Genomic DNA, 20307 nt, shown 5'->3' with positions numbered 1-20307 from the left:
GTATAAGTAGATTTTTATTAATATAATTCAACTTCTTCCTACTTCATAATCATTTCATCAATAGTTAATTTCACTTTGCAAGCTTAGGTAAATGAAATGATTAAGCATACAGAACACCCTAATTTAGAAAAACAATACAATGCTATTGGCACACCATTTCTCTATTTGGACAAACAAAAATTTTTGAGCAACCTTACTCAAATGCGCAGCCATATGTCGAAACTAGGCACACCACTAAGGCCCCACTTTAAGACAGTAAAATCGTTAGATGCGCTTCCTTACTTAATTGACTCTATAGAGGACCCAATCACTGTATCCACCCTTGAAGAAGCAGAACAGCTTGCCAGTTATGGTTGTAAAAACATTCTCTATGCTGTTGGCATATCAAAAGAAAAGCTATTGCGAGTCGAACTGCTACTGAAACGCGGTATGAGTATTATGGTTTTACTTGATAGCATGGAACAAGTCGATTTTGTTAACACCTACTGTCAAGAACGTGGGTGTGTCATTAGCTGCCTGATAGAGATTGATTGCGACGGACACCGAGGTGGTGTAAGTGCAGATTCCGAAGCCCTAATTGAAATGGCTAATAGCTTAGATAAGGGTTTGGCCGATTTTAAAGGGGTGATGCTCCACGCAGGTGAGTCTTACCACTGTAAGTCTCGAGAAGCGTTAAACCAATCCGCCAGTAATGAAGTAGCGACTGCACAACTTGCAGCGAAACGCCTCGAGTCGGTTGGGATTTACTGCGATATAGTCAGCGTGGGGTCTACCCCGACGGCATGCTCATACACAAACACAAGTGGAATCACAGAAGTCAGAGCTGGCGTCTATTCGTTGTTTGACTTAGTGATGCATCGGCTTGGAGTGTGTACCTTAAACGATATCGCAATCTCAGTAGTAAGTAGTGTTATTGGACACAACAAATCGAGGGGGCAAATATTTGTTGATGCTGGTTGGATGGCTCTTTCTTTAGATAAAGGCCATGACGAACAATGTTATGGCGTGGTTCTCCAACCGAACGGCCAAGAGAATCAAATACTGAAAGTCGTGCAGGTAAATCAAGAGCACGGCATACTCGAAGCGGCTTCTGGAAGCGAGATCGACTTCGAATGTTTTCCCATTGGTTCTAGAGTACACATCGTCCCAAATCATGCATGTTCTACAAGCGCGATGCACAGTAAATACTATGTCTTTGACTTGGTCGAGGGTCAAATTGAGCAATGGCAACGTGTTTCAGGGTGGTAAACATGATTTATCTAGATGAAAAAACGACAGCAGCGTTAATTTCTCACGAACTGGCATACAAAGCGGTCAAAGCGGCATTTTCTTCGGTACAAGATCAGCACTCATCAATATTTCCGGTCGTTAACGCATCAGGCCAGATCGAAGGCTCAATGTTTTCACTCAAATCAGCATGCACAAATCAATTACTTGGTTGGAAAATGGGAAGCTATTGGCCTTGCAATAATCAGTTTGGGCGACCAAACCATGGTACTCATATCTTTCTTCTTTCACCGGATACGGGGGAAATGAAAGCCATTTTGTCAGCAAGTTTGGTCAATGCCTACCGAACTGCAGCAGCTGATGCCATCGCTGTTGATCTACTGGCGAGACAAGATTCATCTGTACTCGCGTTATTTGGCACAGGTCATCAAGCTAAATACGAAGCGCTTGCCATTTCAAAAGTTAGGAATCTATCTAAAGTCCTGATTGTTGGTAGAAATCAGACTAACGCCAACCAATTAGCGCAAGAGCTAAGCAAAGAAGGGTTAACAACAGACATCAAATCCGCTCAAGAAGCCTGTGAAAGCGCAGATATTATTGTTACCGTTACAGCGTCCACCGCTCCTTTGTTTGAATCTTCATGGGTAAAACCTGGAACTCATATTTCTGCAATGGGAGCAGATAAAATAGGAAAACAGGAACTTCCACCATCGCTATTTGAGAACGCCACCCTCTACTGTGACTATTTATCTCAGTCCAAAACGATTGGTGAGTTCCAGCATGCGCCAGATAAAGAGATCTATCAGATCGGTGACAAGCTTCAATTAAAAGAAAGGAACAAAAACGACATTACTATTTTTGATAGCTCAGGAATTGCCTATCAAGATCTTTATGTTGCGCAAATGGTTTTAGATAAATACCTATCCAAGGAAGATTACCATGAATAACGTTAGCTTTTTAAAAATAAACGGTAACACCATCGATGACATTATCGACCTCTCCGTGGAAGAGTCCCAAAAACATCTCATTGCTAATAACGCAGAATGGCTTGCAGAGGCGAGTTTCAACGACGATAGCGTCAGTTACGGCATTTATTTAGACGACAAGCCAGCAGGGCTCATCTCTCTTATCGATCCAAGACTACTCGACAAGTTCGATGATCACTTTCAAAAGGATCATTTGTACGTGTGGCGCGTCATGATTGACCATCGTTTTCAAGGAAAGGGATTGGGAAATCAAGCGATTAACTTTAGCAAGCGATACGCTTCCATTATCGGTTTACAAGGCGTGTCCCTGACCACAATGGATAAAGAGGAAGGGAATGCTCTCCATATTTACCAAAAGCTTGGTTTTACCCCAACAGGAAGAAGACTTGATGATGAAATAGAGTTGATTTTTAGCGTCAAAGAGTAAAAAGCCAACCTGGTCGGCCATATAGTGTTCCACCAGGTTGACTTGACTAATATTCAATGCTTATGCACAGCAGTTACAATTGCGCTTATATTTGTCCATTTTGCCAATACCAGGGTTAAAGGTGTTGGTTGGATCTAGCTCGTGATAAAACTTCTGCAGCGAATTTTCAGCTTCGTACAAGTGACCCACATTATGTTCTGCTGGGTATTTAGCACCACGGCTATTGAGGTGTTCTAGCATCAGCTTTTTCATCAACTTCGTGTCGGTCCCTTTTTTGAAAATGTAATCTTGATGGAATACATAACACATAAAGTGACCATAATAGAGCGCTTGAACAAGGTTCTTACTCACCTCTTCCGGTAAAGTTTCTAGCCACTCTTCATCATTACGTCGCAAAGCGATATCAAGTGCAACGATGTCTTCTACGTCTTTTCGGTGAATCGTCTCGTAACGAATTGCTGCACCTGCTGCTGCAAAGCGATGTAAATAAGCTTTTTTACCCTCTTCCGGCGTACACTCGAAGAAATCACAGTCATCTTCAACAGCCCAAACTTCATTGAGGTATTTTTGCGCCTCAGCAATACCACTATCACTCATTTTTAATACCAGGTGATGCTCATACTTATCGCGGAAATCCAGCATTCGTTCTGGTAAATGTTGTGGGAACAACTTACTCGCGTAGTACAAAATGGTATCCGGCAGATATTTACTAACAAACGGGACGCGCTCTAAGAAATTTTCTACTTTAGCTTTAAGTGCAAACATTTTTGGCAGTTTATCTGTGCCTAATAAGTCGATGGATAAAAAGACGTCTTTGCCGTACTTCTCTGCCATGTTGAAGATATCTCGATGCAAGTATTCTCCCATCTCAGGCAAGTTCTCAAACGTAGATAAGAAATCTTTTCGCAGCTTCGTCAGTTTCGCAGGATCATTGGTGCCAAGGTAAAAAACCTGCTCTTTTTCGGGTACTGCGTAGCTATCAACTCGAACGGCGAAAACACCCAATTTACCAGCGCAGCCACTGGCTTCAAATAATCGACGTTCATCGGCATTAAAGCGAGAAGGAATGTCAGAAGTCACGTCTCGAACACGTTCATCGTATTCTTTGTCTGATGCCATTCGCTCGTCATGAATGATCTTCGCTGGGTCAAAGTTTCCTTCTTGCAGGTTTGTCAGAATTTCTTCTGGCGTTTCACCTAACCCTTCAATACCAAGGTGATTAACCAGGTGTAACTGGCCTTGCTTATCGACCTGCGCATAGATCGCCAGTTCCGTGTAAGCAGGACCACGCTTGACTAACGCACCGCCTGAGTTATTGGCGATACCACCAACCACAGTGGCACCTAATGATGAAGAACCGATGATAGAGTGCGGCGCTCGGTTCACCGCCTTCAATTCTTTTTCCAATGAGTGCAAACTTGCACCTGGCAAGCATACCGCCTGCTTACCGCCATCTAATAAGTGAATCTTCTTGATTTTGGTAATATTGATCACGACCACATCACGGTCATAATCATTACCACTTGGAGCTGAGCCTTCTGTTAAACCTGTTTTGGCAGCCTGCATAATAATAATGCAGTTTGCTTCAACGCACTGTTTAATTATCTTCCATTGTTCTACAAGAGTATTAGGAAACACGATAGCAAGCGCAGTGCCACTACCTGAGCGAAAACCTGAGCGGTAGTATTTTGTTTTAACCTCGTCGGTTAGGACATTTTCTTCCCCAACGATAGTTTTAAATTCGTCAATCAGCTGCTTTTGTTTCATATCCGTATCTCTCGTTATTGTACTTCGCTCACATCACCGTTTAGTGACGGTAATGGGCGTTTGAGCCACTATAAGCAGTCCATTTATCGGCGTCTATGTCAGGCAGGCGAGCAACACTTAGCCAACAGACAACAAACAAAATAATTCTTTTATTTTTCTGTCACTTATCTTTCACATTCGGAAAGTTTAACGCAAGAAACAGACCGTTTCTTAAAAGAAACAATAGCAAAACCATTTGTTAACAGTTGTGCGCAGCATCTTGTTATCAATATTAGTGATAAAACAAGGAGAAAGCTTAAGCTTCTAAATTTATAAGAATTTTTAGAAATGAAGATGGAAACAATAACTCAACACCAACATAACGATTGGTGTTGAGTTATTGTCTTAAAATCGATGATTTTGACTTTGAAAGCTCGTGTATAGATGATCAATGAAGATCTTAATTTTTTCTGGCTGTTGACGAGTGTAAGGATACACTGCATAAATACCCAAACATTTGGCGGTTTCATCTTTGAACAATTGAATCAGGCGGCCTTGCTTTAAGTCTTCATAAACCAAGACACGCGGTACATAGATGATTCCCTGCCCTAACAACGCCACATTTCTCAATACAGAAGAATTGTTGGTACAGAGGTTACCGTCGACGGTGATTTGATATACCTCGTCTCCATCTTTAAACGCCCACTCATGCGCTCCGGTTTCTTGGTAGGAATAGACTAAACAATTGTGTTTATCCAAGGCTTGAGGTTGTTTAGGTATGCCATGTTTAGCAAGGTATTGAGGTGACGCACAAACAATCCAATTGGCATCCACCAGCTTTCTTGCGATCAGGCTAGAATCTGGCAACACTCCCGTTCGAATGGCCAAATCAAAGCGTTCATTCACAATATCGACAAAACGATTATCAAGATCCATGTCGATATTGATGTCAGGGTATTTCTGATTAAACTCATTGATCACTTGAGGAAGAATTAACTCACCAGAGATAGTGGGTACAGAAACTTTAATGTTTCCAGATAAATTCTTACCTAACCCCACAATGGATTCTTCTGCCGTTGCCACCGCTTGATAAACGGCTTTTGCATGAGTAAAGAACGCCCGCCCTGCCTCCGTCAACGTTAACGTTCGCGTTGTTCGGTAAAGAAGCTGTACGCCAAGCTCTTGCTCAAGCTTCGCGATGCGTTTACTGACAACCGATTTGGTCAATGACATGTGTCTTGCTGCAGCGCTAAATGAACCTTGCTCGATCAGGTGATAGAAAATGATGTAATCGTCGGTATTTCTCATGCGTCTTCGTCAAATCCTTTGGAGACCGATATTGTAAACGGATATTGGTCAATCTGCGAAATATCGGGTCACACTTAACAACATAACTGGTGACAGAAACAAGGGTTATACCCACAGTTCAAGAAATTGAGATGGCGTAAATTTATCAATATTCAGATACAAAAAAAACCAGCTTTCGCTGGTTTTAAGTTGATGCACTTGGCATCGAGATACCGCAATTGCCATATCTGAATAATTTGGAGCGACACACGAGGTTCGAACTCGTGACCTCAACCTTGGCAAGGTTGCGCTCTACCAACTGAGCTAGTGTCGCATTGATTCTCGAAAGCCATTCACTCTCAAAGAATAATGGAGGCGCCTCCCGGAGTCGAACCGAGGTCCACGGATTTGCAATCCGCTGCATAGCCACTCTGCCAAGGCGCCTTTTTTACTTTGCTTCAGGGCTCTTCCCCGTTGCGTTGGTGGCTACTTTACGGATTGAGAGAAGATAGTCAAACAAAAATCTTTCATTTTCTGTTTGTTTGATTTCTTTTAAGCCAATTAGACCAAAGTTCGATCTTATCGGCTTAAAACGAAGCAATATAAATCTAGCTTTCTGTACGTTTTACTCAATAGAATTTCAATGTCACTTAATAATTACCGACCCGTTTAAGCAACCTGCCCACAACATTAGGATGATAAGACCACGTGTGATCAAACATCGACATCAATGCTGGGTTTCCGTATTTAGATAGGCTGATCGCGTGAAAACGGTTTTTCTTCGCTTTAAGCGCATCCACTTTGGCAAGCAACTCGTCTTGTTGTTTTGGCGCGATAAAGTCGGAAATGACCACCATATCGGCATTTTTGTACTTATCACCGCACATCAAGTCGATAGATTTGATCAAAGTTGGCTCTAAGTCTGTACCACCATGGAAGCTATAAGTTAAAAAGTCCGCCGCCTCGCGCAGACCATCTTGTTTGGTTAGCTCATACGTAATGTGTTCCGTCGAAAAAATAATGACATAGCAATCACGTTGCTCCGCTAATGCAATTTGCATCAGCGCATAAGCCATGGCTTTGGCGCATTGCTCAGGAAACCCGCTCATTGAGCCGGACGCGTCCACACACACAATAAACGGTCCTTTTTCGATATCTACCGCTTTGTTGTCAGGTCGGTGAGCTTTAACTTTACGTAACGTGCGCGATTTGCCCTGCGTACGGTAGTTCATAAGTCGTTTATCGACTAAGTGTTTATAGAACACGACCTCGAGTTCAGGATACGCCAAAAACATCGTTTCGTTGGGAAGTAGCTTATTTAAATCATCGCTTTCGTGAATGCCGACAATATCATCTGTCGCTTCATCACTCTTCTCTTCGATCATTTGTAGCTCTTCAGTAGGCGCGCGGTTAAGTTCGGGATCATTCACTTGCCCCGCCATACGGCCAAGTTGCTCGGCTATTTCTTGCAAGCCTTGGTGCTTCTTCAGAAACTCCGCATGGCGTTTCATCACTGTTAAGTCAGTTTTGCTCAACTTGGCAGATGCCATATCCCATAAGCGCCCTACACTTTCAGCATCACCCGACTCCGTGACCTTATCCATATTACGCATGGTCTCCATACGCTGATACAGGTCATTCAGCACTTTCTCTTTATTGGCCTCAAGCTCGCTTACTTGCGCTTGCTTAATCGCATCGGCTAGACTTTGGTACCATTGATCACAGAAGTAATGTGGGAACATGGGATTATTCATCCCCTTGTTCTTCTCCATCATTCGGCGAGCCTGCATATAAAAAGCGGAGTGCCACTCAAGCTTTTTAATCACATCTTCGATGTTTTCGAAAAACGCCTCTTCATCCCAGTGAATGACTTCTTGATATAAAGACAGCTCTTGTTGGAAACGCTCTGTCTCACATACTTTGGTAATCCGTTTTTTAACACTGCCTCGCCACTTTAATAAGTGGCCTTTGACTGAAGATTTAACGCCTCGGTTTTCTGCCATCATCATGACTTGTGAACGCGCCATTAAATCATTAACTGCACTATCGATGATGCCAGAGTCGGCTACCATCAGCGCGAGGTTAAGTCCGTCTGCACCTAGCATGTCGTCTCCTTATGAGAAAAACTGATGTAAGTTTTTAAAGCGTTGAATAACTTTCTCGCTTTCAGCTTGGATAGACTCAAGTCTCTGACTGACCTGCTGCAGACTCGACTCCATTAGGCGTGGTAGTTCAGGATCAACAAAGCTATGCGGAAGCGCATCATGGAAATTCGCTTTTACCTTGCGCATATGGTGCTCTGCTTCACTGAGTTGATTTACGGCTTTTTCACTCTGCGTTAACCACTTTTGGTAAAGCTCTACATCCAAGCCCTCTTGAGTCACTAAGCTCACCAGAATGCCTCGGTTTGCGATATCACGGATAACTAGGTTATTTGCGGCATCAACATCAAATCGTAAACGACACATGTTGGTGTTTTGATTGACGTAGCCATACACATCACCGTGTCCCTCTTTGATGACTCGGTCTAGTTCATCTTTTGGCACGTAAACCCAGCGGCTATCGCCTTTCTCTGACTCTGAAACCGACATGTTGCTTTGCAAAATAACCAGTTTAACTAAGTTAACGGCTGCGCCAACTTTGTAGGTCTTAGCTTTAGAGGTATCAAAACGCATGGTTTCTTTGCGCAGAATACCCGTTGCCGCTTCAGACGTTAACGTCATGCGGTAGGCATCTTCAAGCTCATGCTGAACATCGACCAAAGACTCGCGACAGTATTCAATTTCCTGTTCGGCGTCTTGTTGGTCAAATGCATGTTTTAGGGCGAACTCTTGGACCACTTCGCGTACCACGTCTCGCGATTCAGGGCTGTTCCATAAACAATCTTGCAGCAACAGTAGATCAAGTGGGTTGATTTCATCGCGGCCATTAAAAAACGCGCTCGCTTTTAGCAATTTCACGGCTTTCTTCCAGCGGCGGTCTGACACATACATGTCGGTATTAGCGACATCGCCAAACTGAGCTTCGACTTTGCTTTCTAACATCGTTTTAAGCTGGAAAAGCTTCTCGAATGCATTATCGGTTAAAGTCAGCTTGTCGAGCTGCTGTTGCCATTGATGATATTCTTCATCTGTTATTGCTAGCCCTTCTGGCACTTGTGCCTCTTGTGACGTGCCTACCGTCAACATCGACTTAAAGTTTTGTTTATTCTGAATTCGATTCACAAACACGCGCACCAACATGCGGTCATAGAGTGCATCCAAACCGCTGTCTTCATCTGGCAGTTCATTGGAAGCCGATACCAACAAACGCATTGGCACACGCTCAATATCGCTGCCATTTTTGAACGTTTTCTCATTGACCACTGTCAGCAATGTATTCAGAATGGCGGGGCCCGCCTTCCAGATTTCATCTAAAAATACGACTTGTGCGGTTGGCAAATACCCTTTAGTTAAGCGAACATAACGACCGTTATCTTTGAGTTCTTGAATACTCAGTGGCCCAAAAACTTCTTCAGGTGTTGAGAATCGAGTCATCAGGTATTCAAAGTAACTGCTATTATCGAACGCTTGGATAAGTCGCTTGGCAATTAAGCTTTTTGCAATGCCAGGTGGGCCTAAAAGAAAAACACTTTCACCAGCAAGTGCCGCAAGGAGGCAGAGCTTGATGGTATGTTCGCGTTCATAAACGCCATCCGTTAACGCTTTAGCCAACTTGTTGATGCGTTCTGAGAGAAGCGCTTTTTCGGCATTTGAGGCAAATAAGGTTTGTGTCATACGTTCTCCGGCTGCTGAACTGGTATTGCGTTAACATTTTTATACACTTGTTATAACTTTGTTACAAATGTATTTTGTTGAATTCCCCTTATAGCAGATGCTTACCCCCTTCTTTAGCCAGCAATCAAAGTTTCCATTTATGAGATACAGCTCACTGAAAGTGCAAACGCTTTCGTCGTGTTGCAACATTTTTTGCTTTTGTTTCCCACCATTTGTGGTTAATGTCGAAAAACGTCAAAATGCGGTAACAGCTAGGGTTAATAACTGCATGAGCAAAATAATTCATAAATGGAAGCAAATTTCTCTGATTGAAGAAGAGGTTATGCTTCCTACAGGACAGGCAATTACGCACACCACAATCCATCATCCGGGCGCTGCGGTGATTCTCCCTATTACAACGGAAGGTGAGGTAGTTCTTGTCCATCAATTTCGCCCTTCACTTAATAAATGGCTTTTGGAGCTTCCTGCTGGTACAAGAGAAGGCAATGAAGACCCTCTCTGCTGCGCGAAAAGAGAGCTAGAAGAAGAAACGGGCTATAGTGCAGAAAAATTCACTTCTCTCGGCCAAGTCACTCCCCTTGCCGGATTTTGTGATGAGATACAGTACCTATTTGTTGCTGAGAAGCTCAGCCAAACCAACCGTTACGAATGTGATGAAGATGAAGTGATTGAGGTTGTTACCTTGTCACTCCAACAACTCGAAGACAAGATTATTGATGGCACAATTACCGATGCCAAAACGATCGCTTGTTTAAGCAAAGCGCGCCTTTGCGGATATATTTAGGACTTTGACCAAGGAGACATTCATGGATTTTCGATCAGATACCGTTACACAGCCTACCCAAGCCATGCGAGAGGCCATGTTTAAGGCCCCCGTTGGGGATGATGTTTATGGTGATGACCCTACGGTCAATGAGCTTGAGGAGTTTGCCGCAGAGCTTGCAGGATTCGAAGCGGCTTTGTTTACCACTTCAGGCACGCAAGCCAATCTGCTCGGCCTAATGGCGCATTGTGAACGCGGAGATGAATATCTGTGTGGGCAGCAAGCACATAACTACAAGTACGAAGCTGGCGGCGCAGCAGTACTTGGGTCAATTCAACCTCAACCAGTCGAAAATAACCCAGATGGCACACTCCCATTTGATAAACTGGCAGCGGCGATTAAGCCAGATGATTGTCACTTTGCTCGTACCAAGCTGCTCAGCTTAGAAAACACGATTAATGGTAAAGTATTACCTCTGTCTTATTTAGCAGAAGCACGTGACTTCGTGAATAAACATAACTTGCAGATGCATCTAGATGGCGCTCGCGTTTTTAATGCAGCCGCTGCGCTTGACGTTCCGGTAAAAGAAATCGGTCAGTATTTTGATTCAATGACGATTTGTCTGTCGAAAGGTTTGGCTGCCCCTGTTGGTTCGTTACTGCTTGGTAGCAAAGAGTACATCGCAAAAGCACGTCGCTTAAGAAAGATGGTCGGCGGTGGTATGCGTCAAGCGGGTATTCTTGCCGCAGCAGGCAAACTCGCCCTTACCGAACAAGTGGAACAGCTAAAACAAGATCATATCAACGCAAAAACCTTAGCGGAAGGTTTAGCTGAACTGCCTGGTTTTTCAGTCAACCCTGAATTTGTTCAAACGAATATCGTATTCGCGAAGCTTGATCCTCAAGTGGACATAGTAAATATCGCTGCGAAACTAAAGGAACAAAATATCACGATAACACCTGGAAACCCCATTCGTTTCGTGACTCATAAAGACATTTCAGCGCAAGATATCGACAATTTCTTATCAAGCATTAAATCTCTGCTTTAGTTTGATTTTGATCATTGAGCTTCCCCTAAGGGGAAGCTTTATTGTATCGATATGACTTTTTAGCGAATAGACAATCTTCATGTTCAGATTTGTACTTCTAACTTCTCTTATTTTCTCTTCCGCTAGCCATGCCGCGCCTTTTGGAGACGCTGATAAAGGTAAAATCAAATCCCCTAGCTGCGTCTATTGTCATGGTGCAACAGGCGTCGCAGGTAATGATGCCTATCCAAATCTTGCAGGTCAAAATGCCCAGTATCTATACGATGCGATGAAGTCTTACCAAGCAGGCGAACGTAAAGGGCCGCTTGCCGAAATGATGGGCGCACAATTAAGAATGTTAAATGATGAGGATCTTCGTGATGTCGCTGCATTTTATGCAGAACAGACGCAAGACAAATGATTTATTTATCTCGGCTCACAACAAGAGCTTGTGAGCCCTCGACCCGAGCCAAAACATTTAACCAAACTTTGCTTGTAAAATAATCACAATGACTTCACTTCAAATATTTGATGAATTTATAGTTCAATATTTCCATTAATATTGACTTTTTATTCTGGTTTACTGATATTTCATGCTTCATTGAATTTAACGTGAAGTAAGTTATGTCTCACACACATGCGCAACCAACGGACTCGGTTGCTACACCCAAATCATGGCAGATGCCAGATACCCTCATTTTGATCTTCATTGTTGGTATTCTCGCTGCGATTCTTACCTACTTAATTCCTGCTGGCCATTTTGACAGTCAGCAAGTGACTTATATGGTCGATGGTGCAGAAAAAACTCGCACGGTTATCGATCCATCTTCTTTCTCTTATGCAACCGACGAAAACGGTGAATTGGTTTACAACAAGGTTGGCCTGTTTGCTTCTGGTGGTGGCATTGGTCTCATGAACTTCCCTTTCGAAGGGCTAGTTTCAGGCTCTAAATGGGGCAGCGCGATCGGCGTGATTATGTTCATGTTGGTTATCGGTGGTGCTTTCGGCGTTGTAATGCGAACAGGCACCATCGACAACGGTATCTTGCGCCTTATCGATAAGACCAAAGGTAACGAAGCGCTATTCATTCCAGTGCTATTTTTGCTGTTCTCTCTGGGCGGTGCGGTATTTGGTATGGGTGAAGAAGCCGTAGCATTTGCGATTATTATCGCTCCGCTTATGGTTCGCCTTGGTTATGATGGTATCACTACGGTAATGGTGACCTATGTTGCGACTCAAATTGGCTTCGCTACTTCTTGGATGAACCCTTTCTCCGTCGCTATTGCACAAGGCATTGCGAGTGTACCTGTTTTATCCGGCATGACTGTGCGCATGGGGTTATGGGCTGGCTTTACGTTAATCGGTATCGCCTTCACCATGATCTACGCCGCTCGCGTGAAGTCAAACCCAGAACTTTCTTACAGTCACCGCACAGACAAATACTTCCGTCAGCAAGAGCTTGGCAATCAAGAGTCTCGTTGGAATATCGGCGATACACTCGTCATTCTTACGGTCATCGCGACCACAGTATGGGTTGTTTGGGGCGTGGTCGCTAACGCATGGTACATCCCAGAAATCGCTTCTCAATTCTTCACTATGGGCTTTGTTGTCGCGATCATCGGTACGATTTTTCGCTTAAACGGTATGACGCTCAACTGCGCAGCCGATGCGTTTAAGGAGGGGGCGGCTATTATGCTTGCTCCTGCTCTATTGGTTGGTTGTGCGAAAGGTGTGTTACTTATCCTAGGTGGCGGTACGACTGATGAAGCGAGTGTACTGAATTCTATTCTGAACAGTGCTGGCGGCGTGATCAGTGGGCTTCCTGACGTAGCTGCGGCATGGTTAATGTATGTATTCCAATCTATCTTCAACTTCTTCGTTACTTCCGGATCTGGACAAGCGGCACTGACGATGCCTTTATTAGCACCATTGGCGGATATTGCAGGTGTCACGCGCCAAGTTGCCGTTTTGTCATTCCAACTTGGAGATGGCTTTACCAACGTTATCGTCCCTACTTCAGCATCCTTGATGGCAACGCTTGGTGTTTGCCGCATCGACTGGGGTGATTGGGCAAAATTCTGCTGGCGATTTATCCTATTACTCTTTACCCTGTCGAGTGTCGTCGTTATCGCAGCTCATATGATGGGGTTTGCGTAAAACGAAATCAATTGGCACTAAGGCGAGACACGTTCTCGCCTTATTAATACTCTTCGTATGGCGACGTTAAGGTTTTAGATTGGCTTATGGTTTTGGAGTGGTAACTTTAATGGCAACACAACTTCTCGATGACATGATTCAAGGTCATCAAGTGATTCAATCTCTCAATGTAGCAGACCTAGGTCCGGGTGAGCATAAGTTTTGGTTCCGCATCGCGACCAACGCGATCTCTCAGTGGCAACATCTTCCTGTTTTGGTATTCAAAGGTGAAAAACCTGGCAAGAAAATCATGATCACCGCAGGGGTTCATGGTGATGAATATAATGGTGTGTTAGCAGCGCAGAAGACCGCTAGAGAACTCATTGGCACTGAAGTCGCTGGTACTGTCACTATTGTTCCAACCATTAACATGCCAGGTATGCTAAACCACAGCCGCGATTTCTATTCCGCAGACCCGGATGCGTCTCCTGCAAACTTAAACCGCTTTTTCCCTGGTGACCAAAACGGCAATGAGGCACAACGCTACTTATATGCATTGTGGAATGATCTGCTCAAGCCAAATGCTGATTTAGCCATTGACCTTCACACTCAAACCAGTGGTGCGGCCTACCCACTATACGTGTTTGCAGACTTCCGAATTGAGCAATCATTAGAAATGGCTCGTCTCATTAATCCTGATGCGATTTTAAATGATCCCGGAGATGCTGGCGTCCTTGAAACAGTTTGGAATAACCATGGTGTCCCAAGCATTACGGTTGAAGTGGGTATGGGGCGCTACACAGAGCAAAAACTCATTAGTCGAACCGTATCAGGCATTTTTAATGTGTTGAAGCAGCATAACGTCGTAGAAGGTGAGATAGAGCCTATCACTTCATGCTTGGAAGGAAACGAGATTGTCAGTGTGAAAGCGACACATGGCGGCTTTGTACTACCTCATGTTGGTTTGATGGATTTTGTCGAGCAAGGCCAAATGGTTGCTATTCAATACGACAGCTTTGGCACTGAAGTTGAGCACTACACTGCCCCAACAAGTGGTACAGTGCTCAGCCACAATGTGGAATCTATTCGGGCGCCTGGCTCTCTGATCGTTCGTTTGATTAAGTAAACCATAACCGTTTGTCGATAGATCCACCTTTCGACGCTCACTCAAATTTATATAAGCCCCATCACGAGTAATCACAAATGATGGGGCTATATTTTTGATTACATGAGGTTACAAGGTAACAAAAACATTCCAAGCAAAACTCAAAACCGCTAGACAGAAACTTCGCTTCTGTTGATTTTAGAAGTCACATTGATGAACTTAAAACTGTCGTCCACTCTCTTGATCAACGAGAATTAGCTCATCTAACGCGAAACCTTTCTCTTTAGCAACCTGCTTAAAACGCTCCAGGATTTTCTCATCAACGTTGGGTGTTCTAGACAATAGCCACAAGTAGTCGTGGTTGTAACCCGAGACAAACGCATAGTCATAGTTTTCACCTAGCTCAAACACAATGTAAGAAGAATAGATTGGCCCAAAAAAGGAGACTTTTAAGTGCCCAACCGTTTCGTCTTCAACAAAATAAGCTTTACCTTCAGCTTCGGACCACTGCTGATCTTCTTCTGAATACCCGCGGTTTGTCACCTTAACTCCACCATCCTTGCGAAGCCGATACTCGGCCGTAACGTTGGATAGACCACGCTCAAACGAATGATCGAGCCGTGCGATTTCGTACCACTTGCCTAGATAAGGCTCTAAATCAAAATTGTTAACTGGCTCCACCCCATCAGGTTTAGAGGTACAGCCAAATAAAGTAACAAGTGATAAAAGTAATAATGTTTTTAGCGATTTCATACAACACCTAAATTTGATTTAGTGATTGATTTTACTGTAGAAGGTAGCAAATCGATCACTAAGTCGCACTACTGTCCCAAAGGTACGTAGCTACACATCACAGTTCTTCATTATCAATAGCATTGCTGAACACCAAAACCTCGTTATGTCAACAATTCCCTAACAATATTGTTCTATGTTTTACTTACAAGTTGGTCATACTTGTATATTTTGTCAGCATTTAACCGTATGCATATTGAAACTTTGCACAATATAGACATACGCTGTCATATCACCCTCCTATAATACGTCGCGATATAGACAGAGGTTATTGTTATGAAATTAAAAACAGTGTCAGTTTGTGCACTTTTGGTATTGCTTGCAGGTTGCCAGCAGGAAAACCCAAGCCAAGCGACACAATTAACAACCTCGGCAGATGTATGTAATACACAAGGAAACATGCCAGGTGGGTGGAATGAGTTTAATGCTACCCCTGATGCACAAAAGGCAATGGCTTTTGTTTTGAAAAGAATGGACACAATAGCGTCGTTCAAACAAATACTGAACGTTCACGCGCAAATCGTTAGCGGCGTCAACTATGCCATTGAGTTTGAATTGGATGATGGCTCTATTTGGAATACGGTTGTTTATCGCAACCTAGATGGTGAGTATGCGATTACCCAATCGCCAAAAGAAGGCCACTTTTGCGAACAGTAGCGACTTAGTAAGAAAGCCCCTAACAATAGGGGCTTTTTGATCTAACAGTAGTCACTGAATTAGACAGCGAAACGACATAGAGATTTAATCGACACCGTTGAACCGACTCTTGATGGTTCAACATCAATCCTCTGCGCCATTTGTTCTTTTAACTCAGAAACGTGAGAAATAACACCGATCATGCGTCCAGTCTGTTGTAAATCCACTAGCGTTTGAATCGCGAGATCCAAAGATTCTGGGTCTAAACTACCGAACCCCTCATCAATGAATAAAGTGTCTAAACGGATACCACCACTATAGGATTGCACAACATCCGACAAGCCAAGCGCCAAAGCAAGCGCTGCCATAAACGATTCACCACCGGAAAGTGTCGCAACATCACGTGTTTTTCCTGTGTAGCCATCTTCAACCATTAAATCTAAGCCGCGACCCGCAGCGCCTTTGAAGCCCTCTGTTTTTCGAGCAAGAATATAGCGCCCTTTACTCATGAGGCTTAAACGTTGAGAGGCCTGAATTAAAACATCATCCAACAGTACACCAAGAACAAAGCGATGCAGGCTAACCCTGCTGCCTGTTTTACCGCTGGCAACGTCGTATAACGTACCAAACACTTTGTACTCTTCTTCTAACTTGCTATTTTTCTCATGCAGCGTAGCAATATCTTTACGAACTTTTTCAATTCGCTCAAAGGTTGAGCGCGTGGTATCGAGCTGATTCCTTATTTCAATATACTGCGCCTGCAGAGTGGTTAAGCTGTCGTTAAGCGAATCCAAGTCCGGTCTTTCAAGCGCTTTCAATGCATGGTTTAAATCATGTAGTGTTTGTTCAAGCTTGGTTTGTGTCTGTTTGAAGTTGTCTATTTCTTTCTGCCACGCTTGAAGCTCATCATCTGTCACTCTGCTATTTAGATAACAGCTTTCATCCTCAAATTTACTCGCCTGTAATGCCTCATTCCACGCTAATTCTGCTTGGCTAAGCTTTTGTTCTGACTCAGATAGCCACTGCTTGTTCGTCACTAACTGACTTTCAGCATTCGATTGCGCTAATACCGCTTGCTGCAAAGCGTTTTGCGCCTTTTCTAAACCTGTATTCAAGGTCAGAATTTGCTCTTTTGTCAGCGTAATTTCGAGCTCAAGCGCGCCAACGGAACTGTATTTCGGATCAATAGAAGCTTGTAACTGAGTCAATTGTTCTTGGTTTGCTTGAACGGTTGATTCATTTGCCGCCATTTGATTCTGCAGCTCATGAATTTTATTTTCACCCACTAAGCAGCGTTGATTAAGCTGTTCAACGTTCTTTTCTAGCTTTTCAATATCAATAGATTGTAGACGTAGAAGTTGATCATTAAGCGCCTGCAACTCAGTTTGAACCGTCGAGATCTCAGATGCTGCATGCTCACCAAGCTCTTCTTTCAACTGGTCGATTTGATTCTGATGCTGAATAATGACAACGTTATGTTGTTCTAGCTGATTACTTAGCTGGTTCAGTGAGGTTTGAGCTTCTCTTTCTTTCACTCTGGCAGCCTGAACTTGCTCTTTTGTAACGACTTCTTCAACAAACGTCGCAGGGTTAGGATGCGCTTGGCTGCCACATACCGGACATGCTTCACCTGCCTTTAGTCGCTGCGCTAATACTGCCGCTTGAGCATTATGCCACTTAAGCTCTATCGTATCAGCGGCGTGTTGACACTGCATATAGCGCTGACTGGCTTCCTGTAATGACTGCTGCTTGCTTACGGTTAACGCCGTGAGTTTAGAGAGCTCCAAAGTAAGACCATGCAGCTTTTGTAGATCCTGTAGTAGTCGTTGTTTTTGTTTTATTTCCGCATCGATGCTTCCAACAAGCGCAACATCTACTCGGGCTTGCTCTAGATCTTTCTGGCCCTGTTGCGCCTGAAACGCTAACTTGTCTTTCAGCTCTATGTACTGTTTTAACGTTGCTTCAACTTGTTGTTTTTGTTGATGACCTGCCGTTATTTTTCTTTCCAAGTTGGCTTTTTCAACCAACTTGTCTTTCATGCTTTCAAGTTGATACTGCAGTTGCGTTAACTGTGGGACTTTTGCCGCGGCTTCTTTTGCACTTTGCTGCAAGTTTTCTTTTTCTTTCGTAACAGCATTGGCTTTATCAAGACTCTCTTTCAAGGCAACTATTTTTTGTCTGAGCTCTTGAGTTTGAGCTTTTGCATTCTGTAATGAAACGTAGGGTAATTCTATCTTATTGGCATTTTTAGCGTTTTCTAATTGCTGTTGACGAGCTTTTATCGAGTCTGAATGTTCTAGATGCAGCTTGAGTGCGTTTTCTGCTTGCTCTCGTTTCGAAAACTCTCCATTAATAGTTTCCGCTTTTTGTAATTCAGATTTAGCAACATTTAGCTTATCTAACGAAGCTTGTTCATTCTTTCTATCGACCTCTAGCTGCTCAGCTGCTTGTTCGAGCTGGTGTAATAATTCCTGCTCTGAACTCACTCCTGCAACTTGTAAAGCGCCTCGAATTTGATTATCAAATTCATCTTTCGCTTTACTGATTGCGCTCGCTTTATCCTTGAGCGCGTACTCAATTTTTTTATATATGTCCGTTTGAAAGAGCTGACCAAAAATTTCTTCGCGCTCTTTAGAACTAGCAAGCAACAGCTCCCGGAATTTCCCTTGAGGCAATACCATTACTTGGCGAAATTGCGTTTCATTCAAACCAATAATATTGCTCACTTCTGTTTTAACTTGAGTCGTCTTGCTAGTGATGAGCTTTTCGGTCTCGCCGAGTTCATAAAGAGCCGCAGTGTGCTTTTTTACCGTCATCCCTTCGCCACGCGCTTTGGGTGCTTCCTGCTCTGGAGATCGCACAACTCGGTATTGTTTGCCATGTAACGAAAATTCTAGAACGACTTCGGTTGGTAAGTCTTGCGCCGATAAGTCACATCGCATCTGGATGCCTTGCCGCTCATTACCGGTAGTTTCACCGTAAAGGGCAAAGCAAATGGCATCTAAGATCGACGTTTTACCTGAGCCTGTAGGACCATTAATCAAAAACAGAGGGTTGCGGCCAAGCTTTTCAAAGTCAATGACTTCGGTTTTTGCAAACGGACCAAAGGCTTGCATGGTAAGTTTGATTGGTTTCATCTTTGGTCCCTATATTGCTGTGATAATTGCTTAATAATGTCAGTAACGGCTTGTTCTTGCTCTTGGGATAATTGACTATCTTGTGCCTCAATAAAAAAGTCTCGGAACATATCAATTTCGCTTCGGGCCAACTTTGCTTGCGCCATTTCCTGCTCTACCCCAATTAACATACCCGGTTTCTCAAGATGTAAAACGTTTGGATACACCGAACGAAGCTTTTCCATTGGATTTAAAATCGCATGTTTATCCATCAAACGAACTAACAAATAATCTTCATTTTTAGGGTCAGTCTTGCCCTGCTCTATGACTTTATCTAGCTCTCCCTCAACAATGCGCATTTCATGAGGGGCAATTAGCTCAATATGTTTAGCAGAGACAAATCCTTTCTTGTCTAGTTCGACTAACGTGAAGCCTTTCTTCTGGTTCTGTTCACCAAAACTGTACTTCATGAGCGAACCAGAATAACGGATATGCTCTGCGCCTTTCTTTTGAGGCTGATGTAAATGACCAAGTGCGACGTAGTCGAAATCTAAGAAATGCTCATGACTTACGCGATCAGAGCCACCAATAGATAGTGGTCGTTCAGAGTCAGACTCAATAGCACCATCAACAAAACAGTGGCTAACGAGAACACGCCTTTGCTCTGAAATGAAATGCTCTCTTATTTGCTCTACAAGCAGTTGATGTGCCTCATCATGAGTTGATACCGAGGTTTTGTAGGCAAATCTGACCTGTTCAGGGTCGTTATAAGGCATGCCATAAAACGCTACCTCACCCGCAGAGTCCGTTTTTATGATGATGGGAGTTAGCATATCTTCAAAGTTACTAACAATATGAAGGCCTGCATTTTTCATTTGCTCTGAGCCAAAACCTAATCGTTCTGCACCATCATGGTTGCCAGATATCAATATCATCGGTGTTTTCAGTTCAGTACAAATACGCTTCACGACTCGATTTAGCAGTTCTATTGCAACCGTTGGTGGCACCGAACGGTCATAAATATCTCCCGCCACTACAACGACATCGACGGGATTGTGTTCAATATAGTTAATCAGTTGTTCGAGTACTGCTTGTTGATCTTCGAGTAGTGATACATTGTGGAATTGTCGACCAAGATGCCAATCTGAGGTGTGGATAAACTTCATTCGAATTCACTTTCCGCCAAATCTTTAAGCTAGGTTTGCTCCTGCAAGAATCCGAATTTCAGCCGTGTAAACATCAGAGTATTACGCGACTGGCTGAATCTGGCACAAACCAAAGCT

At 43.5% G+C, this 20307-nt stretch carries 16 protein-coding genes and 2 tRNA genes; 9 read left to right on the top strand and 9 right to left on the bottom strand.

Features of this window, described 5'->3' with window-relative positions; translation table 11 throughout:
* Positions 1-96 precede the first annotated feature (96 nt).
* The 3 genes from OO778_RS24510 to OO778_RS24500 are packed head-to-tail and all read left to right on the top strand — an operon-like array spanning position 97 to position 2640.
* Positions 97-1248, top strand: coding sequence for an alanine racemase (locus OO778_RS24510; RefSeq protein WP_104970752.1), 1152 nt, complete (start codon positions 97-99; stop codon positions 1246-1248).
* 2 nt (positions 1249-1250) lie between these two features.
* A complete protein-coding gene (locus OO778_RS24505) occupies positions 1251-2174 on the top strand; it encodes an ornithine cyclodeaminase family protein (RefSeq protein WP_104970753.1) in 924 nt (307 codons plus the stop codon).
* Positions 2167-2640 (top strand): GNAT family N-acetyltransferase, encoded by a 474-nt coding sequence (locus tag OO778_RS24500; RefSeq protein WP_046875380.1) that lies wholly within the window; start codon positions 2167-2169, stop codon positions 2638-2640. The genes OO778_RS24505 and OO778_RS24500 overlap by 8 nt, the downstream gene beginning before the upstream one ends.
* Positions 2641-2700: 60 nt before the next feature.
* Here OO778_RS24500 and dld read toward each other — a convergent pair whose 3' ends face one another.
* The 6 genes from dld to OO778_RS24470 form a co-directional block, all read right to left on the bottom strand.
* Positions 2701-4407, bottom strand: coding sequence for a D-lactate dehydrogenase (gene dld / locus OO778_RS24495; protein ID WP_256936599.1), 1707 nt, complete (start codon positions 4405-4407; stop codon positions 2701-2703).
* A 384-nt stretch (positions 4408-4791) separates the two neighbouring features.
* Positions 4792-5694: a LysR family transcriptional regulator gene (locus OO778_RS24490; RefSeq protein WP_005396410.1), complete on the bottom strand. Its 903-nt coding sequence runs from the start codon at positions 5692-5694 to the stop codon at positions 4792-4794.
* Positions 5695-5931: 237 nt separating this feature from the next.
* Positions 5932-6007 (bottom strand) — tRNA-Gly (locus tag OO778_RS24485).
* Between the two features lie 36 nt (positions 6008-6043).
* Positions 6044-6117: transfer RNA gene (locus tag OO778_RS24480), tRNA-Cys, on the bottom strand.
* 206 nt (positions 6118-6323) lie between these two features.
* The gene (gene viaA / locus OO778_RS24475; protein WP_005396407.1) at positions 6324-7778 is read right to left on the bottom strand and encodes an ATPase RavA stimulator ViaA; all 1455 of its coding nucleotides are present in this window, start codon (positions 7776-7778) and stop codon (positions 6324-6326) included.
* A 9-nt stretch (positions 7779-7787) separates the two neighbouring features.
* Complete coding sequence (locus OO778_RS24470; protein WP_005396405.1) at positions 7788-9449, bottom strand: ATPase RavA domain-containing protein; 1662 nt, start codon at positions 9447-9449, stop codon at positions 7788-7790.
* A 268-nt stretch (positions 9450-9717) separates the two neighbouring features.
* On the opposite strand from OO778_RS24470, the gene OO778_RS24465 reads away from it, so the two are divergent.
* The 5 genes from OO778_RS24465 to OO778_RS24445 all read left to right on the top strand — a co-directional run bounded on the left by OO778_RS24465 (position 9718) and on the right by OO778_RS24445 (position 14501).
* Entirely contained in the window at positions 9718-10233 is a 516-nt protein-coding gene (locus OO778_RS24465; protein WP_047009230.1) for an NUDIX hydrolase, read from the top strand.
* A gap of 22 nt (positions 10234-10255) precedes the next feature.
* Entirely contained in the window at positions 10256-11260 is a 1005-nt protein-coding gene (ltaE, locus tag OO778_RS24460) for a low-specificity L-threonine aldolase (protein ID WP_134645716.1), read from the top strand.
* A gap of 79 nt (positions 11261-11339) precedes the next feature.
* Positions 11340-11660, top strand: coding sequence for a cytochrome c (locus tag OO778_RS24455; protein WP_005396401.1), 321 nt, complete (start codon positions 11340-11342; stop codon positions 11658-11660).
* Between the two features lie 203 nt (positions 11661-11863).
* Positions 11864-13396, top strand: coding sequence for a putative basic amino acid antiporter YfcC (yfcC, locus tag OO778_RS24450; protein ID WP_264912059.1), 1533 nt, complete (start codon positions 11864-11866; stop codon positions 13394-13396).
* 109 nt (positions 13397-13505) lie between these two features.
* The gene (locus OO778_RS24445; RefSeq protein WP_264912057.1) at positions 13506-14501 is read left to right on the top strand and encodes a succinylglutamate desuccinylase/aspartoacylase family protein; all 996 of its coding nucleotides are present in this window, start codon (positions 13506-13508) and stop codon (positions 14499-14501) included.
* Between the two features lie 198 nt (positions 14502-14699).
* Here the strand turns inward: OO778_RS24445 and OO778_RS24440 are convergent, their stop codons facing one another.
* Positions 14700-15233: a lipocalin family protein gene (locus OO778_RS24440; protein ID WP_264912055.1), complete on the bottom strand. Its 534-nt coding sequence runs from the start codon at positions 15231-15233 to the stop codon at positions 14700-14702.
* A 315-nt stretch (positions 15234-15548) separates the two neighbouring features.
* On the opposite strand from OO778_RS24440, the gene OO778_RS24435 reads away from it, so the two are divergent.
* Positions 15549-15929: a cystatin domain-containing protein gene (locus OO778_RS24435; RefSeq protein ID WP_005396397.1), complete on the top strand. Its 381-nt coding sequence runs from the start codon at positions 15549-15551 to the stop codon at positions 15927-15929.
* Positions 15930-15988: 59 nt separating this feature from the next.
* On the opposite strand, the gene OO778_RS24430 is transcribed toward OO778_RS24435, so the two are convergent.
* Both OO778_RS24430 and OO778_RS24425 read right to left on the bottom strand, forming a co-directional pair.
* On the bottom strand, positions 15989-19045 hold the full coding sequence (locus tag OO778_RS24430; RefSeq protein ID WP_114322988.1) for an SMC family ATPase: 3057 nt from the start codon (positions 19043-19045) through the stop codon (positions 15989-15991).
* On the bottom strand, positions 19042-20190 hold the full coding sequence (locus OO778_RS24425; protein ID WP_114322987.1) for an exonuclease SbcCD subunit D: 1149 nt from the start codon (positions 20188-20190) through the stop codon (positions 19042-19044). The genes OO778_RS24430 and OO778_RS24425 overlap by 4 nt, the downstream gene beginning before the upstream one ends.
* Between the last annotated feature and the right edge of the window lie 117 nt (positions 20191-20307).

The sequence above is a fragment of the Vibrio sp. STUT-A16 genome (genome assembly GCF_026000495.1).
GTDB classification, from domain to species: domain Bacteria; phylum Pseudomonadota; class Gammaproteobacteria; order Enterobacterales; family Vibrionaceae; genus Vibrio; species Vibrio diabolicus.
The sequence above is the reverse complement of the archived record's forward strand: the minus strand, read 5'-3'. Positions and strand labels throughout refer to the sequence as shown.

Coding starts and splice junctions, on each gene's coding strand:
- OO778_RS24440 (WP_264912055.1), bottom strand. CDS start 15,233: ATGAAATCGCTAAAAACATTATTACTTTTATCACTTGTTACTTTATTT.
- OO778_RS24490 (WP_005396410.1), bottom strand. CDS start 5,694: ATGAGAAATACCGACGATTACATCATTTTCTATCACCTGATCGAGCAA.
- dld (WP_256936599.1), bottom strand. CDS start 4,407: ATGAAACAAAAGCAGCTGATTGACGAATTTAAAACTATCGTTGGGGAA.
- OO778_RS24455 (WP_005396401.1), top strand. CDS start 11,340: ATGTTCAGATTTGTACTTCTAACTTCTCTTATTTTCTCTTCCGCTAGC.
- OO778_RS24500 (WP_046875380.1), top strand. CDS start 2,167: ATGAATAACGTTAGCTTTTTAAAAATAAACGGTAACACCATCGATGAC.
- OO778_RS24425 (WP_114322987.1), bottom strand. CDS start 20,190: ATGAAGTTTATCCACACCTCAGATTGGCATCTTGGTCGACAATTCCAC.
- OO778_RS24470 (WP_005396405.1), bottom strand. CDS start 9,449: ATGACACAAACCTTATTTGCCTCAAATGCCGAAAAAGCGCTTCTCTCA.
- yfcC (WP_264912059.1), top strand. CDS start 11,864: ATGTCTCACACACATGCGCAACCAACGGACTCGGTTGCTACACCCAAA.
- OO778_RS24510 (WP_104970752.1), top strand. CDS start 97: ATGATTAAGCATACAGAACACCCTAATTTAGAAAAACAATACAATGCT.
- viaA (WP_005396407.1), bottom strand. CDS start 7,778: ATGCTAGGTGCAGACGGACTTAACCTCGCGCTGATGGTAGCCGACTCT.
- OO778_RS24430 (WP_114322988.1), bottom strand. CDS start 19,045: ATGAAACCAATCAAACTTACCATGCAAGCCTTTGGTCCGTTTGCAAAA.
- ltaE (WP_134645716.1), top strand. CDS start 10,256: ATGGATTTTCGATCAGATACCGTTACACAGCCTACCCAAGCCATGCGA.
- OO778_RS24465 (WP_047009230.1), top strand. CDS start 9,718: ATGAGCAAAATAATTCATAAATGGAAGCAAATTTCTCTGATTGAAGAA.
- OO778_RS24435 (WP_005396397.1), top strand. CDS start 15,549: ATGAAATTAAAAACAGTGTCAGTTTGTGCACTTTTGGTATTGCTTGCA.
- OO778_RS24505 (WP_104970753.1), top strand. CDS start 1,251: ATGATTTATCTAGATGAAAAAACGACAGCAGCGTTAATTTCTCACGAA.
- OO778_RS24445 (WP_264912057.1), top strand. CDS start 13,506: ATGGCAACACAACTTCTCGATGACATGATTCAAGGTCATCAAGTGATT.